This window comes from Streptomyces sp. BK340 (genome assembly GCF_007827595.1).
In the GTDB taxonomy this organism is placed as follows: Bacteria; Actinomycetota; Actinomycetes; order Streptomycetales; family Streptomycetaceae; genus Streptomyces.
On the sequence record NZ_VISR01000003.1, the window covers coordinates 173317 to 194088 of the forward strand.

The 20772-nt window shown below is 71.2% G+C and carries 19 protein-coding genes; 8 read left to right on the forward strand and 11 right to left on the reverse strand.

The window, feature by feature from the left end; all coding sequences use genetic code 11:
• Window positions 1-46 precede the first annotated feature (46 nt).
• Window positions 47-1015, forward strand: a complete 969-nt coding sequence (locus FB157_RS07220) for a LysR family transcriptional regulator (protein WP_145877138.1) — start codon at window positions 47-49, stop codon at window positions 1013-1015.
• Between the two features lie 51 nt (window positions 1016-1066).
• Window positions 1067-2491 (forward strand): APC family permease, encoded by a 1425-nt coding sequence (locus FB157_RS07225; protein WP_145877140.1) that lies wholly within the window; start codon window positions 1067-1069, stop codon window positions 2489-2491.
• On the opposite strand, the gene FB157_RS07230 is transcribed toward FB157_RS07225, so the two are convergent.
• Window positions 2492-3643, reverse strand: a complete 1152-nt coding sequence (locus tag FB157_RS07230; RefSeq protein WP_145877142.1) for a CapA family protein — start codon at window positions 3641-3643, stop codon at window positions 2492-2494. It abuts the gene before it with no gap.
• A gap of 258 nt (window positions 3644-3901) precedes the next feature.
• Here FB157_RS07230 and FB157_RS07235 point away from each other — a divergent pair, with 258 nt between their 5' ends.
• The 5 genes from FB157_RS07235 to FB157_RS07255 all read left to right on the forward strand — a co-directional run bounded on the left by FB157_RS07235 (window position 3902) and on the right by FB157_RS07255 (window position 8174).
• Window positions 3902-4450, forward strand: coding sequence for a sigma-70 family RNA polymerase sigma factor (locus FB157_RS07235; protein WP_145877144.1), 549 nt, complete (start codon window positions 3902-3904; stop codon window positions 4448-4450).
• A 151-nt stretch (window positions 4451-4601) separates the two neighbouring features.
• Window positions 4602-5117, forward strand: coding sequence for a hypothetical protein (locus tag FB157_RS07240; RefSeq protein WP_145877145.1), 516 nt, complete (start codon window positions 4602-4604; stop codon window positions 5115-5117).
• Between the two features lie 151 nt (window positions 5118-5268).
• Window positions 5269-5922 carry a zf-HC2 domain-containing protein gene (locus tag FB157_RS07245; protein ID WP_145877147.1) on the forward strand — a complete coding sequence of 218 codons (654 nt, stop codon included), beginning with the start codon at window positions 5269-5271 and terminating at the stop codon, window positions 5920-5922.
• Between the two features lie 144 nt (window positions 5923-6066).
• A complete protein-coding gene (locus FB157_RS07250; RefSeq protein ID WP_145877149.1) occupies window positions 6067-6456 on the forward strand; it encodes a hypothetical protein in 390 nt (129 codons plus the stop codon).
• A 2-nt stretch (window positions 6457-6458) separates the two neighbouring features.
• Complete coding sequence (locus FB157_RS07255; protein ID WP_145877151.1) at window positions 6459-8174, forward strand: caspase family protein; 1716 nt, start codon at window positions 6459-6461, stop codon at window positions 8172-8174.
• A gap of 9 nt (window positions 8175-8183) precedes the next feature.
• Here FB157_RS07255 and FB157_RS07260 read toward each other — a convergent pair whose 3' ends face one another.
• On the reverse strand, window positions 8184-9047 hold the full coding sequence (locus FB157_RS07260; RefSeq protein WP_145877153.1) for an Fpg/Nei family DNA glycosylase: 864 nt from the start codon (window positions 9045-9047) through the stop codon (window positions 8184-8186).
• 31 nt (window positions 9048-9078) lie between these two features.
• A complete protein-coding gene (locus FB157_RS07265; RefSeq protein WP_145877155.1) occupies window positions 9079-11166 on the reverse strand; it encodes a SpoIIE family protein phosphatase in 2088 nt (695 codons plus the stop codon).
• 151 nt (window positions 11167-11317) lie between these two features.
• Here FB157_RS07265 and FB157_RS07270 point away from each other — a divergent pair, with 151 nt between their 5' ends.
• Window positions 11318-12739, forward strand: coding sequence for a lipase maturation factor family protein (locus FB157_RS07270; protein WP_145877156.1), 1422 nt, complete (start codon window positions 11318-11320; stop codon window positions 12737-12739).
• Here the strand turns inward: FB157_RS07270 and FB157_RS07275 are convergent.
• From FB157_RS07275 to FB157_RS07310, 8 genes are read right to left on the reverse strand one after another with little or no spacing between them, the layout of a single operon-like run.
• On the reverse strand, window positions 12727-13566 hold the full coding sequence (locus FB157_RS07275; protein WP_145877158.1) for an amidohydrolase: 840 nt from the start codon (window positions 13564-13566) through the stop codon (window positions 12727-12729). The two genes, FB157_RS07270 and FB157_RS07275, sit on opposite strands and share 13 nt — an antisense overlap.
• Complete coding sequence (locus FB157_RS07280; RefSeq protein ID WP_145877160.1) at window positions 13563-13877, reverse strand: L-rhamnose mutarotase; 315 nt, start codon at window positions 13875-13877, stop codon at window positions 13563-13565. Before FB157_RS07280 ends, FB157_RS07275 begins: the two co-directional genes overlap by 4 nt.
• On the reverse strand, window positions 13874-14842 hold the full coding sequence (locus FB157_RS07285; protein WP_145877161.1) for an aldo/keto reductase: 969 nt from the start codon (window positions 14840-14842) through the stop codon (window positions 13874-13876). The genes FB157_RS07280 and FB157_RS07285 overlap by 4 nt, the downstream gene beginning before the upstream one ends.
• Entirely contained in the window at window positions 14839-15594 is a 756-nt protein-coding gene (locus tag FB157_RS07290; protein WP_145877163.1) for an SDR family NAD(P)-dependent oxidoreductase, read from the reverse strand. The genes FB157_RS07285 and FB157_RS07290 overlap by 4 nt, the downstream gene beginning before the upstream one ends.
• Window positions 15591-16931: an L-fuconate dehydratase gene (locus tag FB157_RS07295; protein WP_145877165.1), complete on the reverse strand. Its 1341-nt coding sequence runs from the start codon at window positions 16929-16931 to the stop codon at window positions 15591-15593. The genes FB157_RS07290 and FB157_RS07295 overlap by 4 nt, the downstream gene beginning before the upstream one ends.
• Before the next feature lie 36 nt (window positions 16932-16967).
• Window positions 16968-17993, reverse strand: a complete 1026-nt coding sequence (locus FB157_RS07300) for an ABC transporter permease (RefSeq protein ID WP_145877167.1) — start codon at window positions 17991-17993, stop codon at window positions 16968-16970.
• Window positions 17986-19566 carry a sugar ABC transporter ATP-binding protein gene (locus FB157_RS07305; protein ID WP_145877169.1) on the reverse strand — a complete coding sequence of 527 codons (1581 nt, stop codon included), beginning with the start codon at window positions 19564-19566 and terminating at the stop codon, window positions 17986-17988. The genes FB157_RS07300 and FB157_RS07305 overlap by 8 nt, the downstream gene beginning before the upstream one ends.
• Window positions 19563-20636, reverse strand: coding sequence for a sugar ABC transporter substrate-binding protein (locus FB157_RS07310; RefSeq protein ID WP_145877171.1), 1074 nt, complete (start codon window positions 20634-20636; stop codon window positions 19563-19565). The genes FB157_RS07305 and FB157_RS07310 overlap by 4 nt, the downstream gene beginning before the upstream one ends.
• Window positions 20637-20772 lie beyond the last annotated feature (136 nt).

The following is a 20772-nucleotide window of genomic DNA, read 5'->3' on the forward strand; positions in this document are numbered from 1 at the left end:
CAACTTCCGGATCAGGCGTCACAACCATCGGTTGTACGGTGGTGGAGTGGACCTCAAGGCAGTGCGCACCTTCGTCGCCGTGGCCGACTCGGGACAGTTCCAGGAGGCCGCCGCCGTGCTCGCGGTCACCCAGCAGGCCGTCTCCAAGCGCATCGCCGCGCTGGAGAAGGAGCTGGGCGTGCGGCTGTTCACCCGTACCGCCCGGGGCGCCGCCCTGACCGTCGACGGCCAGGCCTTCCTGCCGCACGCCCACGAGCTGCTGCTGGCCGAGGAGCGGGCCACCGCCGCCGTACGGCCGGGGCGGCGCGCTCTGCGGGTCGATGTGATCGGTCCGCGGCTCGCCCCGGCGGCGCTGCTGCGCGATTTCCACGAGGCGCACCCGGAGGTGGCCCTGGACGTCGTCACGCTCTTCGACGTGGACTCGGCGCTCACCGCCCTGCGCTCCGGGACGATCGACGCGTCCTTCCGTGCCGTCGCCATGCCCGGACGGCCGCTGCCCAGGGGCGTCGAGGCCGCGCGCGTCCACGACGAGCCGATCCAGCTGCTCACCGGCCCGGGACACGCCCTGGCCGGCCGCCGCTCGGTCTCGCCCGGGGAGCTGGCCGGGCACCGGATCTGGATGCCGGGCATCGTGGACGGCACCGAGTGGGCCGCCTACTACGCCTGCCTCGCGGCCGAGTTCGGGCTCACCATCGACTCCTCGGGACCCAACTTCACCGGGGCGGTGCAGGACGCGGTCGCCGGCGACAGCACCCTGGCGACCCTCGTCAGTGAGCAGATCCGGCTGGTCTGGCCCGCCGGCCACGATCTGCGCCGTATCCCGCTGGTCGACCCGACACCCGTCTATCCGCACTCCCTGGTGTGGATCAGCGCCAACCCGCACCCGGCGCTCGCCGCCCTGCGCACCCACCTCGCCGCCCGGCGCCCCGCCCGGCCGACGGGCCGGACCTGGACACCGGACTGGACGGAGCCCGCCGCGCCCGTGCGTGGCGTCTTCCGTACGGGACTGCCCTGAGCCATCATGATCCGCCGTCAGCCGTTTGCTGTCGGCGAAGAGGTGAGGCGCATGGCCAAGCTCCGTATGGGTGAGGGAATTCTCCGCCGCAAACCCATCGAGCACATCGAGGACACCGAGATCAGCGAGGGCCCCCGGCTGGACCGGTCGCTCGGGCTGATGCAGCTCACGGCGATCGGTATCGGCGGCATCATCGGGGCGGGCATCTTCACCCTGGCCGGCACGGTGGCCCACGAGACGGCCGGGCCCGCGGTGCTGGTGTCGTTCCTCATCGCCGGTCTGGCGAGCGCCTGCGCGGCGCTGTCGTACGCCGAGTTCGCCGGGCTGATCCCGAAGGCGGGGTCGGCGTACACGTACGGCTACGCGGTGCTCGGCGAGTTCGCGGGCTGGTTCATCGGCTGGGACCTGCTGCTGGAGTACACGGCGATCGTGGCCGTCGTCGCCATCGGCATCTCCGGATACTTCGGCTTCCTGGTCGAGGAGATGGGCGCCAACCTGCCCGCCTGGATGCTGGGCGCGCCCGGCACCGGGCACGGGCACCGGGTCGACCTGTTCGCGGCCGCGCTGTGTCTGCTGATCGCCTGGCTGCTCAACATGGGCATCCGCACGGCGGCCCGCTTCGAGACGTTCGTGGTCGCTCTGAAGGTGCTGGTGGTGCTGGTGGTGATCGCGGTGGGCGTGTTCCACATCAACACCGCGAACTACCACCCGTTCTTCCCGTTCGGCATCAGCGGGGCGTTCACCGGTGCGGCGACCGTGTTCTTCGCGGTGTTCGGCTACGACGCCATGTCGACCGCTGCGGAGGAGTCGAAGGACGCGCAGCGGCACATGCCCAGGGCGATCATCTACTCGCTGGCGATCTCGATGGTGCTGTACGTGGCGGCCTGCCTGGTGCTGACGGGCATGCAGAACTACACGGAGATCGACCCGGAGAGCGGCTTCTCGTCGGCGTTCAAGTCCGTGGGTCTCGACAAGCTCGCCGACGTGATCGCGGTGGGCGCGATCATCGGCATCCTCACGGTGATGTTCACGTTCATGCTGGGCGTGACCCGGGTGTGGTTCAGCATGAGCCGGGACGGGCTGCTGCCGATCTGGTTCGCCAAGACGCATCCGACGCGGCACGTGCCGACCCGTGTGACGTGGATCGTCGGGGCGGCCTCGGCCGTCATCGCCGGATTCCTGCCGATCGGCGAAGCGGCCGAGCTGACCAACATCGGCATCCTGCTGGCGTTCGTGGTGGTGTGCTCGGCGGTGATCGTGCTGCGCTACCGGCAGCCGGATCTGCCGCGCACCTTCCGGACCCCGTGGATGCCGTTCGTACCCGCGCTGGGTGTCGTCTTCTCGATCTGGCTGATCACGTTCCTGCAGTGGCAGACCTGGGTGCGGTTCGTGGTGTGGTTCGTGATCGGCTGCGTGGTCTACTTCGGCTACTCCTACCGCCGTTCCGCGCTGGCCCGGCCGCGGTCCGCCGAGTGATCACTCCCCCATGACCAGCCCGTCGTCGGCGGCCCCGCGGCTGAGGACGACCTCCCTGATCCGGTCGCGCACCCCCTCCAGCTCGGCGCCGTCGGAGATCGCCTGACCGAGGTCACGGACCCGGCCCGAGTCGAGGTCGTACATCTGCGGGATGAACTCGGCCTTGGCGACCCGCCAGCGGTCGCCGTGACGGGCGGGCGGGGCGAAGGTGAAGCGGCCGAGGGTGGAGTCGTTGCCGCGCGAGTCCTGCACGCCCCTGTCGTTGTACATCTCACCGGCGATCTGGTCGCCCAGGCCGTAGACCACCCAGGTGCCGTTGACCTTCTCGTACGCCTGCGGGACATGGGCGTGGGTGCCGAGGATCAGGTCGATGTCCGGGCGGCCCTTGGTCGTCGAGGCCGTCAGCTGCCGGGCGAGCGCGAGCTGCAGCCGGTCGGGGGCGTCCTGCCACTCGGTGCCCCAGTGCACGGAGACGACGACCACGTCGGCGCCCGCGGTCCGGGCGGCCCGGGCGTCGGCGATCATCCGGTTCCGGTCGATCAGGGCGACGGCCCAGGGCTGTCCGGGCGGCATCGGGCGGTCGTCGGTGCCGTAGGTGTACGACAGGTGCGCGACCCGGGCCCCGCCCGCCCGGAGCAGCGTGACCGAGCGGGCCTCGCCCTGGGTGCGGGCGGTCCCGGCGTGCCGGAGGCCGGCCCGGTCCATGGCGTCCAGGGTGCGCCGCAGGCCGGGGGCGCCGTCGTCCAGGGCGTGCTCGGAGGCGGTGGAGCAGCCGTCGTAGCCGGTCGCGGCGAGGCCCTGGGCGATCTGCGGCGGGGACTTGAAGACGGGGTAGCCGCTGAAGCCGCCGTCGGCGCCGTACACGGTCCCCATCTGACACAGCGCCAGATCGGCGCCGCTGACCACGGGCTCGACACCGGAGAGCATCGGGCGGAAGTCGTAGCCGGCGCCGCCGGCGTCGTAGCGCGCCCGATCGATGACGGAGGTGTGCGGCAGCACGTCGCCGGAGGCGACGAGGGTGAAGCCGCGGTCGGCGGACGGCGCCGGGCGGCCGCCGGCCGCGGGCTCCCGCCGCTCGTGGTTCTGACAGGCGGCAGCGGCGGCGAGGAGGGCGGTCAGGGCCAGCACCACCTGCTTTCTGCGTCCGATCATCAGCTCACCCCGGGATCGTCGTATCTGCAGACGCCGCACCTGTGGACGTCGTATTTACAGACAAGGTTTTTACGGGCATATGGGTATGAAGCCAGCCCGTCGCGCAAACGGTCCGGGTGCCTGAATTAGCCCATCCGGCGCCGCCCGGCGCGCTCCCGGACCACCCCTCGCCTACCGTTCGGCGACACGATCGACCGTCCGCCGCAGAGCCGTGTGCACCTCCTGTCCCGCCGCGGCACCCTGCGCTGCCATACGGCCATGACGGCCGGAACCGCACTCACCCACGGGACGACGACCGCCGAGCACGAGCTCGCCGCACTCCAGCGCGAGCACGGCGGCCCCCTGTTCGCACTGCTGCTCAGACTGAGCGACGGGGACCGGCAACGCGCCGAGGACCTCGTGCAGGAGACCCTGCTGCGCGCCTGGCAGCACCCCGAGGCTCTGCACGCCGAGAACTTCGACTCGGTACGGCCCTGGCTGCTGACCGTCGCCCGGCGCCTGGCGATCGACGCACGGCGGGCCCGGCAGGCGCGGCCGCCCGAGGTCGGCGACGAGGTGCCCGAGAACGCGCGGGTGACCGCGGACCACGCCGAGCGGGCCGCCGCGATGCTCGATGTCCGGGAGGCTGTGAAGACACTCACGCCGGAACACCGTGACGTCCTGATACTCGTGTACTTCCGCGGGGCCAGTGTGGCGGAAGCTGCGCAAACCCTCGGAATTCCACCCGGTACCGTGAAGTCCCGCGCGTACTACGCGCTGCGCGCCCTGCGCCGGGTCCTTCCGGGTTATGCGGCCGACCTGCGGTGAAACCGAAGACTGGGTCAAACCTCGGTAAAGCGCCTTGCTGCGACCCCCGTTCGGGCAATCAGCTGTCCTCATCCGTGTTCCGGACGGGGACCGCCCGCACTGGGTCCAGGGTCTCGGGCGACACGCACGCACCGGAGGAAGGCAGGAAGGGATGCTGCACAGAGGGCACGAGAGCACGGACGGCACCGGCGGCGGTGAACTGGCCGTTCCCATGGCCTGGTTGTACGCCGAGTACATCGCCGACGAGCTGCTGCGCACCGGCGACCTGATGCCGCCGACATCCTTCGAGTTCCGGGCCGGCCGGGACGCGCTGGCGCTGACCGTCTTCCTCTCCGACACCGACGGCGAGCTGTCCGGGATCCGGGTGATCTCGCAGCTGGAGACCTGGCTGTCGCTGACGGCGTACGACCAGCCGTGGCAGGAGTGGGTGCGCGAGCGCATGGCGCAGCTGGCCGGCGAGGAGGCCGGGGCCGCCACGCCGTCGCCGGACCTGGCACTGGCGGCCGAGGCCTGGCGCTGGCTGGAGGAGACCGAGCTGCTGGCGCCCGACCTGGACGCGGTGCCGGGCGGCGGTTCGGTGTTCGGCGAGGACGACGGGCCGAAGGTGTGGACCCCGGCCTGGCGGCTCGGACTGCCTCTCGGACACCTGGCGATCCATCTTTTCTGAGCCGTCTGGAATTCAGACCAATCCGCGGGCCGGGCGGCTCCGAATCTCTTGGTCACGATTCGGTGTGTGGCTTGAGTGATTCGGTTGTCCGCTGCGTACGGATGGGAGCAAGGAGTAACCCCACCCACACCCATAGGCACGAGGATTCGGCATGAGGTCCCTGGAAAGGCATCGCGACGTCGGCGCGTACGCGCTCGGCGTGCTGGACGAGGCGGAGGCCTTCCGCTTCGAGGACCACCTCATGGAGTGCCCTCAGTGCGCGGCACAGGTGACCGAATTCGGTCCCACGGCACGGCAGTTGATGCTGTACCGCCGCTCCACGCCGCGCTTCGTGCACCCCATGGCCCAGCCCGGTCCCCGACTGCTCGACCGGCTGATGGGCGAACTGGTACACCGGCACCGGGCACGGCGCCGTCGCTTCCTGTACGGCCTGGCCGCCTCGGTGGTGCTGGCCGTCGCCGGACCGGGGCTCATGGCCTACGCCGGACACGAGGAGCCCACCGCCCGGGTCACCGCGGCGACCGACCCGAAGACGGGCGTGTGGGCGCAGGTCACCACCGAGGACGGATATTCCGGCAGCCGGATGCGGCTGGAGGTGAAGGACGGCTCCGGGCCGCACTCCTGCCGGCTGGTCGTCATCGGCAACGACGGCTCGGAGCAGGTCGTCAGCGGCTGGAAGGTGGCCGCCCACGACACCGGCATGACCACGACCACGGCCGGCTCCACCATGCATCCCGACGAGATCGCCCGCTACGAGGTGCGCACCGCGGACGGACAGCCGCTGGTGTCGCTCGACGCCGGCTGAATGCCTCGTTGAAGCGTCAATCACGTTGCGTGGCAACGGATTTGCCACCTCACGGGCATGGGCGGAGACTGAGAACGAGGACGTGGAGCCACCGACGGTCCGCTCCGCGCCGCCCCTGGGAGATCGAGCGAAGGGGCTGAGCCGGTGGAGAACCAAGTGCTGATCTGCCTGTCCGAGGAGGGGGCGGAAGCCGAGCGCGTGGAGCAGCTGACCGGCTACATGCGTCGGGAACTGCTCTCGGCCGGTGTGACGGACGACGTCCGCGCGGTCCCCGCGGGAGAGACACCACCGGGCGCACGATGCGTGGACATCGCCCTGGTCGGCTCCTTGCTGGTAGGAGTGGGCAAATCCCTCACCGGGCTGGGCCAGGTGGTGAGCGTGCTCCGTGACTGGCTGGGCCGGTTCGGGGACACCCGCCCGTCGCTGACCCTGACGCTGGACGGGGACACCCTGGAGATCTCGGCGGCGACGGACGAGCAGGTGGCCGAGGCGGTGAACATCTTCCTCCGGAAACACTCCGCAGTGGGGACCTAGACATGGGCGAGTCCCGGCATGCGCTGATCATCGCCAATGACACGTACGAGGATCAGGGCCTCGAGCAGCTGAGAGCGCCCGGGCACGATGCCGAAGCCCTCTCCGAAGTCCTGGGCGATCCGCAGATCGGCGACTTCGACGTGGAGGTCATCAGGAACGCGTCGGCCCAGGACATGCGGACGAGCATCGAAGCCTTCTTCTCCGACCGCCGCCGTGACGACAAGCTGGTGCTGCACTTCTCCTGCCACGGGATCAAGAACGAGTCCGGCGATCTGTACTTCGCCGCCCGCGACACCCAGCCCAAGCTGCTCAACGCCACGGCGGTACCGGCCCAGTTCGTCTACGGGTGCATGTCCGGTACGCGGGCGGGCTGCACCGCGCTGTTCCTCGACTGCTGCTACGGAGGAGCCTTCTCCCGCGGGGCGTCCGTGCGCGCCTCACAGGACCTGCACGTCCTCGACGCCTTCACGGGCGAGAAGCCGAGCGGAGGGCGCGGCTGGGCGGTCATCACGGCGTCGAACTCCATGGAGTACGCCTTCGAGGACGCGAAGCTCACCGAGGGCAGCACCGCGAAACCGTCCGTGTTCACCCACGCGGTGGTGGAGGGCCTGGAGACCGGTGACGCCGACCTCAAAGGACGCGGCGAGGTCTGGCTGGACGATCTGTACGAGTACGTCTTCGACCGTGTGAAGGAGCGGAATCCGAATCAGACCCCGAGTAAGACCACCCAGATGCAGGGCAGCATGCAGCTGGCGCACAGCCGGCGCCGCCGTATCCGGGTCGATGCCGAGCCCCTGCCGCGTCGTGTGCAGGAGGCCCTTCGGAGCAGAAACGACTTCACTCGCCTCGGTGCCGTCGACGAGGTGAGATCCCGTATGGAGAGCCAGAACCTCTCCATGGCGGAAGGGGCACGCCAGGCTCTGGAGGCCGTGGCCCGCGACGACACCCATCAGGTGGCGGACAAGGCGCGCCGCGCCTTGAGCGATGCCTGCCTCAGACCCTCCCCGGCTCGCCTGGACTTCGGCCGGGTGCCCCGGGGCACCGCCGTGCCGCGGCAGTCCGTGGCCCTGCACGGCACCCCCCTTGCCCGCCACTGCGTGGCCCACGCCACGGGCAAGTGGCTGCAGGTCGAGGAGTCCACCGACGGCCTGACCGTCGGTGTCGACACGTCCGCCGAGGGACGCCTGGCCGGCGACATCGTGCTGAAGGGGGTCGCCGACGACGCCGTGGTCCACGTCGAGGCCGAGGTGGTGGCGCCGCAGCCCGACGAGCCCCCCGACACCAAGCCCCTCGACAGCGGGCAGAAGGGGCCGAGTGTGACACACCGGCCCGAGTCCAGACTCCTGCTCGCCCCCGCGCTGGCGGCGGTAGCCCTGGCCCTCGCCGTCACGTCGGTGATCATCTGGATCGTGGCCGTCGTGGCGACGGTGTACGCGGAGGAAGGCCTCAGGGTGGGGCCGGAGGAGACATTCGCGGGGTCCGCCGGCCATCACGGGGTGATCCCGGCCCTCATCACCGCCCTGATCACCGCGACGGCGGCGCTCGTCCTCGGTGCGTTCGCCCGGCGCGATCTCAGCGCGCGGCGCAAGCGCTACACCCCGGGCGCGAAGAGCGCCACGCGTTCCATGGCCTCGGCGGCGAAGCGCTGCGCGATGCCGGTCTTCGTCCTGACCGTACTCATGAGCATCGCCTACAACATCGTGACCAAACACCTGTGAACGCGCCGACTACTTCAGCAGCCGCGACATCCTCCGGTCCGCCAGCGGCTTGCCCCCCGTCTGGCAGGTCGGGCAGTACTGGAGCGAGGAGTCGCTGAAGGAGACCTCGCGGATGGTGTCGCCGCAGACCGGGCAGGGCTCGCCGGTGCGGCCGTGCACGCGCAGGCCGGTCTTCTTCTCCGCCTTCAGGCGTCCCGCGGCGTGGCCCCGGGAGCGCTCGACCGCCTCGGTGAGGGTGGTGCGCAGCGCCGCGTAGAGCCGCCCGGTCTCCTCGGCGGTCAGGGACGCGGCGAGTTTGAACGGGGACATCTTCGCCGCGTGGAGGATCTCGTCGCTGTAGGCATTGCCCACCCCGGCGATCAGGCTCTGGTCCCGCAGGGCACCCTTGATCTGGCGCCGTTCGTCCTTCAGCAGGGCGGCGAAGCGGTCCTCGCCGAAGTCGGCGGCGAGCGGGTCCGGGCCGAGGCGGGCCACGCCGGGCACCTCCCGCGGGTCACGGACGATGTACACGGCGAGCTTCTTCTGGGTGCCGGCCTCGGTGAGGTCGAAGCCCGCGCCGGTCTCCAGGGCGGCGCGCAGAGCGAGGGGACCCTTTCCGGGGCGCGGCAGGCCGTCCGGCAGCCGGTCCTTCCACTGCAGCCAGCCCGCGCGGGCCAGATGGGTGACGAAGTGCAGGCCGGAGCCGCCCTCGATGTCGAGGAACTTCCCGTGCCGGTGCACGGCGGTGACCTCGCTGCCCTCGAACGCGCCGACCGGAGGGTCGTACGTCTTCAGGACGCTGATCGCGACGGGCAGCACCCGTACGACCTCGTGGCCGACCAGGTTCTCGGTCAGGAAGTCCTTGAGGGCTTCCACCTCGGGGAGTTCCGGCATAGGTCCAGAGTGCCATCCGGGGCCCCTGTGGTCAGGTGTGCTCGCACGCCAGGAACTCGCACCACACGCACTTGCCGCCGCCGCGCGCCTCCACGCCCCAGACGTCGGCGAGCCGGTCGACGAGGAGCAGTCCGCGCCCGGAGACCCCGTCCACCCCGGCGTCGCGGCGGCGCGGCAGGGCGCTGGAGGAGTCCTCGACCTCGACGCGCAGCCGGCGGCCGCTGCCCTCGAGGACCCGCAGGGTGACGATCGCCGAGCCCTCGGTGTGCATCAGGGCATTGGTGATGAGTTCGCCGGCGACCAGCTCGATCTCGTCGGCCCGGTCCCGGGCGCCCCAGGAGCGGACCGCGGCACAGATCATGTGCCGGGCATGGCTGAGGGCCTCCGGGTCGCCGGGGGCCACGTGCTGCCGGAGCCGGCCGCCCGGCCGCGGCGCCTCGGGGACGCGGCGGCGCAGCAGGAGCAGGGCCACGTCGTCGTCGCCGCCCCGCTCCTCGGCCACCTCGATCAGCCGGGTGGCGAGATCGCGTACCTCGTCCGGGCCCTTGGCGATGAGGTCCGTGAGGGCGTCCAGACCGTCGTCGAGGTCGGAGCCGGGCTGCTCGACCAGCCCGTCGGTGCACAGCAGCAGGGTGTGGCCGGGATCGAGTTCGAGGGTGGAGACGGGGTACTCCAGCCGGCCGAACTCGGCGGAGAGGCCGAGCGGCAGCCCGCCCTCGACGGGGACTCGGCGGCAGCTGCCGTCGGTGTGCCGGACCAGCGGGTCGATGTGTCCGGCACGGACCACCTGGACGACCCCGGTGGACAGGTCCGCTTCCGCGTACAGGCAGGTGGCGAAGCGGTCGGTGTCGAGTTCGTGCAGGAACACGGAGGCGCGGGCCATCACGGTGGCCGGGGTGTGTCCCTCGGCGGCGTAGGCGCGCAGCACGATCCGCAGCTGGCCCATCACCGCCGCCGCGTGCGTGTCGTGGCCCTGTACGTCGCCGATCACCGCGCCGACCCGGCCGCCGGGCAGCGGGATGAGGTCGTACCAGTCCCCGCCGATGTCCCGGCCGAGGGCGCCCCCGGCGGTGGCGGCGCGGTAGCGGACGGCTACGTCGGCCCCGCGGACGCTCGGGATGGTACGGGGCAGCATGGCCTGCTGGAGGCCCTGGGCGAGGTCCTTCTCCTGCTCGTAGAGCATGGCCCGCTGCAGGCTCTGCGCGATGCTGCTGCCGAGGGCGACGAGGACGTTGCGCTCTTCGGGCGAGAAGCCGCTGCGGTCGTTGTAGAGCAGGCCCATCGCGCCGATCGGGCGGGCCTGGGCGATCAGCGGCAGATAGGCGGCGGAGGTGATGTGCATGTCCGTGATGTGCGGCCACAGGATGGGAAAGCGTTCGGAGAACTCCTCCGCCGACTCGATGAAGCACGGGCTGAGGGTCCGCACCGCCTCGCCCATCGGGTAGGGCTCGTCGATCCGGGTGATGCGGGTGCCGGGCACGTAGGTGCCCGTGGGGCCCTCGGCGACCAGCCGGATGCGGCCGGCCTCGACCAGACCGAGGACCATGCTGGTGGAGCCGAGCAGGGTCAGGCCCTGGACATCCGTGACGACGTCGATGACGTCCTGGACGGTACGGGCGTGGGCGAGGGCGGCCGTGGCGATCTGGACAACGTTTGTCTGGTCGCGCCGCGCGGCGTACTGCCCGGCCACGTCCCTGCGGACCACGCGTTCGCCCAGCTCGTCGGTGGCGTCCCGGATGATCCCGATGATCCGGCGCGGGCGGCCCGTGTCGTCACGTCGTATGTAACCCTGGGTGTGGGTCCAGCGCAGGGTGCCGTCGCGGCGCCGGACGCGGAAGTACGCGCCGTAGTTCTCCCGGCCGTCCTTGATGGCCTGGGCGACCAGGAGGTCGAGGCGGTGGCCCTCCGCGGCGGGCACCCGTACGGACAGGTGCTCGGGGTGACCGTCGTACTCGTCGGGGCGCAGGTCGAAGATCTCGTGCGCCTGGGCGTCCATGCTGAACAGACCGGTGTCCAGGTCCCAGTCGAAGCTGCCCATACGGTTGAGCGCCAGGATCGGATCCGGGTGGACGAGCCAGTCCTCCGGGAGTGACAGGGCACTCGCCGCCCGATCAGCCATGGGGCCACCTTGCCAGGGTTTGTCCGATTATTCGACCGCTGGCTCCCAGCTGCGGCGGTTACACACACGAGGACACGCGGTACCTGGAGTGACGAGCACCGCCGGGACACCGTCGTCGCGGCGGCCACAATGGAGGCAGGAGCGCACCGCCGTGGACTGGTTCACCGCACCCGAGTACTGGCTGAGCCGGCTGGTCTTCCAGCGGGCCCTGGCCGGCCTCTACCTCGTCGCGTTCCTGGTGGCCGCCCTGCAGTTCCGGGCCCTGCTCGGCGAGCGCGGCATGCTGCCGATCCCCCGCTACACGGCGCGCATCCCCTTCAGACGCGCCCCGAGCCTGTTCCAGCTGCACTATTCGGACCGCTTCTTCGCGACGTGCGCCTGGGCGGGCTGCGCGGTGTCGGCGGCCCTGCTGGCCGGCGCGGACTCGCTGCTGCCGCTGTGGAGCGGCATCCTGCTGTGGCTGGTGCCGTGGGCGCTGTACCTGTCGATCGTCAACGTGGGGCAGACGTGGTACGCGTTCGGCTGGGAGTCGCTGCTGCTGGAGGTCGGTTTCCTGGCCGCCTTCCTGGGCAACGACGAGGTCGCGCCGCCGGTCGTCGTCCTGTTCCTGCTGCGCTGGATCCTGTTCCGGGTCGAGTTCGGCGCCGGACTGATCAAGCTCCGGGGCGACGCGTGCTGGCGCGAGCTGACGTGCCTGTACTACCACCACGAGACGCAGCCGATGCCGGGCCCGCTGAGCTGGTTCTTCCATCACCTGCCGAAACCGCTGCACCGGGTGGAGGTCGCCGCGAACCACTTCACCCAGCTGGTCGTGCCCGTGCTGCTGTTCACCCCGCAGCCGATCGCCTCGGCCGCGGCCGCGCTGATGATCGTCACCCAGCTGTGGCTGGTGCTGTCGGGCAACTTCTCCTGGCTGAACTGGATCACCATCGTGGTGGCGCTGTCGGCGCTGCGGCTGCCCGCTACGGCACCGTCCGTGTCCGCGGCACCGCTCTGGTACGAGATCGTGGTGCTGGCGGTCGCGGCTCTGCTGGTCTTCCTGAGCTACCACCCGGTGACGAACATGATCTCCCGGCGCCAGGTCATGAACCGCTCCTTCGACCCTCTGCACCTGGTGAACACCTACGGCGCGTTCGGCAGCGTCAGCCGGATCCGCCACGAGGTGGTGGTCGAGGGCACGCTGGACGACATGCCGCGGGAGGACTCGGAGTGGCGGGAGTACGAGTTCAGGGGGAAACCCGGCGATCCCCGGCACTGGCCACGCCAGTTCGCGCCCTACCATCTGCGCCTGGACTGGCTGATGTGGTTCGCCGCGCTGTCCCCCGCCTACGCCGGCGACTGGTTCGGCGGCCTGGTGGAGCGGCTGCTGGAGAACGACCGCGACACCCTGAGGCTCCTGCGCCGCTCGCCCTTCCCGCCGGACACCCCGCCCCGCTTCGTCCGCGCCCGCCTCTTCCGCTACCGCTACACCACCTGGCAGGAGCTGCGGGAGACAGGAGCGTGCTGGGAGCGGGTGTACGTCCGGGACTGGCTGCCGCCGACGCGGCTGGCCCGGACGGCTCAGAGGTCGTAGACCCGGCCGGCGGTGCCCTCGTACAGGGCGGTCCGCTCGGCCGCGCCGAGACCTGACGTCAGCTCCCCCGTGATGTCGTGGACTTGCGTGTAGGTGGCGGCCAGCGTGCACACCGGCCAGTCGGAACCGGACATGAGCCGGTCGGGGCCGAAGGCCTCCAGAGCGGTCTCCGCGTACGGCCGCAGGTCGTCGGTCGCCCAGGAGGCGGGGTCGGCCTCCGTGACCAGACCGGAGAGTTTGGCGACGGTGTTGGGGAGGCCGGCCAGGGCGCGCACGGCCGTGGCCCAGGGCTCGAGTTCACCGGAGGCGATGGGCGGCTTTCCCAAGTGGTCCAGGACGAAGACGAGTTGAGGCAGGTACGCGGCCGCATCGGCGCAGGCCGGGAGCTGACGGGGCAGGACCACGAGGTCGTAGACCAGGCCCGCGTCGGCCACGGCGGCCAGGCCGCGCCGAACGTCGGCCCGCAGGAGCCACTGCGGGTCCGGTTCGCCCTGCACCTGGTGGCGGATGCCCTTCAGGTAGGCACCGCCGGGGAGTTCGCGCAGGCGGGCCAGTTCGTCGGCGAGGTCGGGGCGGGTGAGGTCGGCCCAGCCGACCACGCCCGCGACGAGGTCGTGTCCGGCCGCCAGGGCCAGCAGCTCGGGGGTCTCCTCGGGGACGGTGACCGTCTGGACCAGCACGGTGCGGTCCACTCCGGCCGCCCGTGCCTCCGGTTCCAGGTCGGCGAGGGTGAAGTTCCTTCTCAGCGGCTGGAGTTCGGGACCTCGGATCCAGTCCTGGTCGCGGACCGAGAGGTCCCAGACGTGGTGGTGGGCGTCGACGGTCACGGCAGCTCCCAGACGACGGGCAGCCCGGCTTCCGCACCGCCCTGCGAGTAGTCGTGCACGACGTCGAGCAGCTCGGCCATCCGGGCCTGCCAGGCGACGTTGACCGGCAGCTCTTCGAGTGCGGCCAGGAGCCGGCCGTAGTCCTCGCACTCCAGGACGTGGAAGAGATCGGTGTTGCTGCGCCAGATGGTCCAGGAGGTGGCTCCGGCGGCCCGGATGGCGTCGGTGAGTTCCTTCGGGACCTCTCGGTGGGCTGCCTCGTAGTCGGCGATGCGGTCGGTGCGGACCTTCGTGTGCAGGGCGACTCTCATGACGGCTCCTCGGGCGGCAGCAGACCGGTGTCACGCAGTTCCTGCCAGAAGGCGGACGGCACAGGCGTGGCGAACTGCTCGGCGCAGTCGTGCGCTTCGGCCGCGGAGCGGGCTCCGGCCAGGACGCTCGCGACGGCCGGGTGCGCGGCGCAGAAGGCCAGGGCGGCGGCGCGCAGGCTGATGCCGTGCCGGCCGGCGACCGCCTTCAGGCGCAGGGCGCGGTCCAGCATCTCCTGCGGTGCCCGGGTGTAGTTGTACGTCGACTCGGGGGTCGGATCCGCCAGCAGGCCCGAGTTGAAGGCGCCGCCGATGACGACCGACACCCCTCGCGACGCGGCCTCGGGCAGCAGCTCGGCCGCCGCGCTCCGGTCGAGCAGGGTGTACCGGCCCGCGCAGAGCACCACGTCCACGTCCGTGTCACGGACGAACCGGGTGAGCATCTCCGCCTGGTTCATGCCCGCGCCGATCGCGCCCACGACACCCTCCGAGCGGAGCTTCTCCAGGGCGGGATAGCCCTCACGGAAGGCCTGCTCGGCGTGGTCGTCGGGGTCGTGGAGGTAGACGACGTCCACCCGGTCGAGGCCGAGCCGGTCCAGGCTCGCCTCCAGGGTGCGGCGGATGCCGTCGGCGCCGAAGTCCCGGACGCGGCGGTGGTCGGCGGGGACGGCGAAGCCGTTCGCCAGGTCGTCTCCCGTGCCGTCGGCGGGTTCCAGGCGGCGGCCGACCTTCGTGGAGACCGTGTAGGCGGCGCGGTCGTACGCCCGCAGGGCCGCGCCCAGGCGCCGTTCGGACCGGCCGAGGCCGTAGTGGGGCGCGGTGTCGAAGTACCGGATGCCCCGCTCCCAGGCGGCCCGTACGGCCTCGTACGCCTGCTCGTCGTCCATCGGGGTGTACAGGTTGCCGATGCCGGCGGCGCCGAAGCCCAGCGGAGTGACCTCGACCCGGCTGCGGCCCAGGCGGTTCACCGGCCCGCCGGGCGCAGCCTGAGGCCCTGCATACCGCCGTCGACGGCGAGGGCGGTGCCGGTGGTGGCGCCGGACAGGGGGCTGGCCAAGTAGGCGATGGCGCCCGCGACCTCGGCCGCCGAGACGAGCCGTCCGGTGGGCTGGCGGGCCTCCAGGGCCGCGCGCTCGGCAGCGGGGTCGGGGGCCGCGTCGAGCAGTCGGCCGACCCATGGGGTGTCCGCGGTACCGGGGTTGACGCAGTTGACGCGGATGCCCTCGCGGACGTGGTCGGCGGCCATGGCCAGGGTCAGGGAGTACACGGCGCCTTTGGTGGCGCTGTAGAGGGCGCGCTGCGGCAGGCCCGCGGTGGCGGCGACGGAGCAGGTGTTGACGATCGCCGCGTGCCGGGAGCGGCGCAGGTGCGGGAGGGCGGCGCGGGCGGTGCGGACCATGCCGAGGACGTTGACGTCGAAGACCCGCCGCCACTCCTCGTCGTCGTTGTCCTCGACGGTGCCCCGGGCGCCGATGCCGGCGTTGTTGACCAGGACGTCGAGGCCGCCGAGGGCCTCGGCGGCCTGCTGGACGGCGGTACGCACCGAGGTGTCGTCGCTGACGTCCGCCCGGTGGGCGAGGAGGGGCTTGTCCACCGAGGACGTGTCCAGGTCGAGCACGGCGACCTGGGCACCGCGTCCGGCGAGGAGATGGGCCGTGGCCCGGCCGATCCCGGAGGCACCGCCGGTGACCAGGGCTCTGAGACCCGCGAAGTCGCTCATGCCGCCCGTCCCTTCTGCGTGTCGGGGTCGGCGGCCCAGAAGGTGCCGCCGGGGTAGGTGTACCGCGCGATGGACTCGGGGCGCATGGCCGCCGAGAAACCGGGCGTGGTGGGGGCCGTGTAGTGGCCGTCACGGATCACCACGGGGGCGCGGAAGTGCTCGTGGAGGTGGTCGACGTACTCGATGACCCGGTCCTCGGTGGTGCCGGAGACCGCCAGGTAGTCGAACATCGAGAGGTGCTGGACGAGTTCGCACAGGCCGACCCCGCCGGCGTGCGGGCAGACGGGGACGCCGAACTTGGCGGCGAGCAGCAGGATCGCGAGGTTCTCGTTGACCCCGCCGACGCGGGCCGCGTCGATCTGCACGATGTCGAGGGCGCCGGCCTGGAGCATCTGCTTGAACACGATGCGGTTGTGGACGTGTTCGCCGGTGGCGACCTTGACAGGTGTCACCGCGCGGCGGATCGCCGCGTGGCCGAGGACGTCGTCGGGGCTGGTGGGCTCCTCGATCCAGTACGGGTCGAACTCGGCGAGCGCGTTGGTCCAGGCGATCGCCTCGTCCACGTTCCAGCGCTGGTTGGCGTCGACGGCCAGGCGCACGTCCGGTCCGACGACGGCGCGGGCGACCCGGCAGCGCCGTACGTCGTCCGCCAGATCGGCGCCCACCTTGAGCTTGATCTGCCGGAAGCCGTCGGCGACGGCCCGGGCCGCGAGCCGGGTGAGCTTGTCGTCGTCGTAGCCGAGCCAGCCGGGAGAGGTCGTGTAGGCGGGGTAGCCGCGCTCCAGCAGCCGGGCCCGGCGGTCGCAGGCGCCCTGGCTGCCGCGTCTGAGCAGGCCGAGGGCCTCCTCGGCGGTGAGTGCGTCGGTGATGTAGCGGAAGTCGATCTGGCTGATCAGCCACTCCGGTTCGGCGTCGGCGAGCAGCTGCCACAGGGGCTTGCCGGCCCGGCGGGCGGCGAGGTCCCAGACGGCGTTGACGACGGCCCCGATCGCCATGTGCATCACGCCCTTCTCGGGGCCGAGCCAGCGCAGCTGGCTGTCGGCGATCAGGTCCCGGAAGAGCGAGCCGGGGTCGGCACAGACCTGCTCGACCGGGCGGCCGAGCACATGGCCCCGCAGCGCGTCGATCGCGGCGACCTGGACGTCGTTGCCCCGCCCGATGGTGAAGGTGAACCCGTGCCCCTCGTGCCCGTCGGCGGCGTCCGTGCGCAGGACGACGTAGGCCGCCGAGTAGTCGGGGTCCGGGTTCATCGCGTCGGAGCCGTCCAGCTCGCGCGAGGTGGGGAAACGGATGTCGTGGGTGTCGACCGCGGTGATGCGGGCGGGGGCCTCGGACACTGAAGTCCTTTCGGTCGGGGGACGGTCGGGGCGGGGTCAGTCCTGGGCCCGGCCCGTCGTCACGCGGGCGATCATGAGGGCGACGAGGATGATCCCGCCGTAGATGGCCTGGATCCAGAACGAAGGCACCTGCGCGAGGGTCAGCAGGTTCTGTACGACGCCCAGCAGGAGGACGCCGGTGAGGGCGCCGGCCATGGTGCCCTTGCCGCCGTCGAGGCTGATGCCGCCGATCACGGCCGCCGCGAACACGGTGAAGATCATGTTGTTGCCCTGGTTGGCACTGATCGCGCCGACGTATCCGGTCTGCAGGAGGCCGCCGACGGAGGCGAGGGCGCCGGCGACGACGAACACCCCGAGCATCACGCGCTCGACCCGGATACCGGCCGCGCGGGCCGCGTCCGTGTTGCCGCCGATGGCGTACAGGGCCCGGCCGACGCGGTGGTAGCGCAGGAGGAGCCCGGTGACCGCGAAGGCGAGCGCCGCGAGCCACACGGACAGCGGGACGCGCAGGAAGGTCGTGGTGGCGAGGGTGAAGAACGCGTCGGGCATCCCGAACAGCGTCCTGCCCTTGGTGGCACCCACCAGCAGCCCGCGCAGGATGATCAGCATCGCCAGGGTGACGATGAAGGCGTTGAGCCGGAACTTCACCACGAGGATGCCGTTGAGGGCGCCGATCGCCGCGCCGACGACGAGGACCGCGACCAGGGCGAGCGCGGTGGGCCACTCGGTGCCCCAGCCGGACTGGGCCGGGGGCAGGACGAGCAGGGCGCCCACGGCGGGGGCGATGCCGACCACCGATTCGAGCGACAGGTCGAACTTGCCGGTGATCAGGACGAGCGACTCGGCGAGCACCACCATGGCGAGGGCCGCGGAGGCGCCGAGGATCGAGATGATGTTGCGCTCGGTGAGGAAGGAGTCGTTGACGAACGCGCCCAGCACCATCAGCAGCAACAGGGCGGGTACCAGGGCGAGTTCGCGGGCCCGACGGAGCAGGACGGCCTTGGCCGAGCGGGGGCCCTGGACCTTGACGGGCGTGAGCGGCGGGGCCTTGGTGTCAGCCATGGTCCACTCCTTCGATGGAGGCGATCAGCTCGTGGTCGTGCCAGCCCGCCGGATGCTCGGCGACGATCCGGCCGTGGAAGAGGACGAGGACGCGGTCGCAGCGTCGCAGGTCGTCGAGTTCGTCGGAGACGACGAGCACTGCGGTGCCGTCCTCGCGGGCACTGTCCATCCGGGCCAGCAGGGACTCCTTGGACTTCACGTCGACACCCGCGGTCGGGTTGATCAGGACGAGCAGCCGCGGGTCGGAGGCCAGGGCGCGGGCCATGACGACCTTCTGGGCGTTGCCGCCGGAGAGGTCGGAGACCGGCTGGTCGGGGCCCTCGGCGTGGATGTCGAGGCGTTCGATCAGGTCGGTGGCGACAGCGCGTCTGTGCCGGGTGCCGACGAAGCCGTGGCGGCCCAGGCGGCCGAGGACGCTCAGGGTCGCGTTGTCGCCGATGCTCATCCCGGTCACGAGTCCCTGTTCGTGCCGGTCCCGGGGCACGCAGCCGACACCGGCCCCGAGCGCGGCCCGGACGTCGCCGAAGGGGAGTCGCCTGCCGTCGAGCCGGGCCGTGCCGCCGGTCGGGGTGTGCAGTCCGGCGAGGGACTCGGCCAGCTCGGTCTTCCCGCTGCCGCTGGAGCCGGCGAGTCCGACGACCTCGCCGTGCCGGACGGTGAGGTCGATGTCCTGGTACGACTCCGACGTCAGCCCGCGCACTTCCAGGGCGGCCGGCGCGTCGTCGGCCACCGTGTCCCGCACGGTCGCCACCCGCTCGACGACGGCCTCCCCGGCCATGGCCTCCACCAGTGCAGCGCGCGGCAGTTCGGCCACGGGGGCGGTCGTGATCCAGCGGGCGTCGCGCAGGACGGTCACCGTCTGGCAGACCTCGTACACCTCCTGGAGATGGTGCGAGATGAACAGGAAGGTGACCCCGGAGTCCTGCAGGGCGCGCATCCGGCTGAACAGCCGCTCGATCTCCCGGTTGTCGAGCTGGGCGGTCGGCTCGTCCAGGACGATGAACCGCGCGCCGAAGCTCAACGCCCGGGCGATCTCCACCATTTGCCGGTCCTCGACCCTGAGGTCGGCGGTGCGGACCTCGGGGTCGACGTGCACGTCCCAGGTGGCGAGCAGGTCGGCGGCCGCATGCCTGAGCCGGCGCCAGCCGATGAAGCCCCGCTGCAGCGGCTGCCGGTTGATGCTGTGCCCGTCCGGGGGACCACCCCCGGACCCCCGGCCGCCCCTGGAGCTCAGCATGGTCGACTTGGCGGCGTGGATCTCCGCCATGAAGAGGTTTTCGGCGACTGTCAGTTGCGGCACGAGCGTGGGCTTCTGGTACACGCAGGCGACCTTGCGGCGCCAGGCGTCCCGGTCGGCGAGCGCGGGTGCGGGCTCGCCGTCGAAGCGTACGGTGCCCTCGTCCGGGGCCTGGAGTCCGGTGAGGACGTTGACGAGCGTGGACTTGCCCGCGCCGTTGCGGCCGACGAGGGCGTGGGACTCACCGGGGTGGACGGTGAGCCGGCCGTCGGCGAGGGCGACCGTGGGGCCGTACCGCTTGACGATGTCCGCGGCTTCGACGAGAGGTGCGCTCATTTGACCGTGTTGCCCCAGAGCTTGGGGTCGTCGACGTTCTCCTTGGTGACCAGGGGCGCGGGCAGCTGGTCCTCGAGGATGCCGCTGGGCAGCCTCACGATGGTCGAGCCGTGGTCGGTGGGACCGGGCTCGAACGTCTTCCCCGCCATCGCCGCCTTGATGTAGTACATGCCGTACCGGGCGTAGGCGTCGGCGGGCTGGGAGACGGTGGCGTCGATCCGGCCCCCGCGGATGGCGTCGAACTCCTGCGGGATGCCGTCGTTGGAGACGATGACGATGTGGCCCGTCCGGCCGGCCGTCTTCAGCATGTTCTTCGACTTCAGGGTCTGCAGGGTCGGCGCGAGGTCCACGCCACCGGCCTGCAGGTAGATGCCCTTGATGTCGGGGTTGGCATTGAGGAGCGTGTCCAGCTTGGCGGCCGCGGTGTCGGACTCCCACTTGGCGGGAATCTCCAGCACCTTCAGCTTCGGGTACTTCTTCTTCACACAGGCCCGGAAGGCCTCGGAGCGGTCGCGGCCGTTGACCGAGGCGAGATCGCCCATGATCTGCACGACCTTGCCGCTGGTGACGTGCTGCCCGAGGTAGTCGCAGGCCTTCTCGCCGTAGGCGACGTTGTCGGCGCGCACCACCATGGCGACCTTGCCCTTGTCGGGCGCGACGTCCACGGCGACGACCGGCACGCCCTTGCGTTCGGCCTGGTCGAGCCCGGCCTGGATGGCGGCACTGTCCAGGGGCGCGACCACCAGCCCCTTCACACCCTGGTTCAACTCGTTGTTGATGTCGGTGATCTGCTGTGAGGGATCGCTGTTGGAGTTGACCGTCTTCAGCGCGTCGACACCCTCGGACTTCGCCATCTTCGGCACGTAGTCGTTGTACGACTGCCAGAACGGCGAGGTCAGCAGGGGCAGGATCACCCCGACCCGGCCGGAGCCGCCTCCGCCTCCCGCGCCGGACGCGCCGGTGTCCTCGGTGCTGCCGCACGCGGTGAGCAGCAGCGAGGCGCAGGCGGCCAGGGCCGCCACGCCGGTGATCCGTGACCTGTTCTGCTTCCGCGCTGTTCTGACGGGCATCTCGCGGCTCCTCGTCGAGGGTGTTCGAGCAGATGCCTGGATACTTATCAGACCACTTGAGCGCCAGAACACCCTCTGGCGCCATATTTTCCGCTCTCTGCTCCGTAGTGGTCGGACCACTGTCCTGGCTAGACTG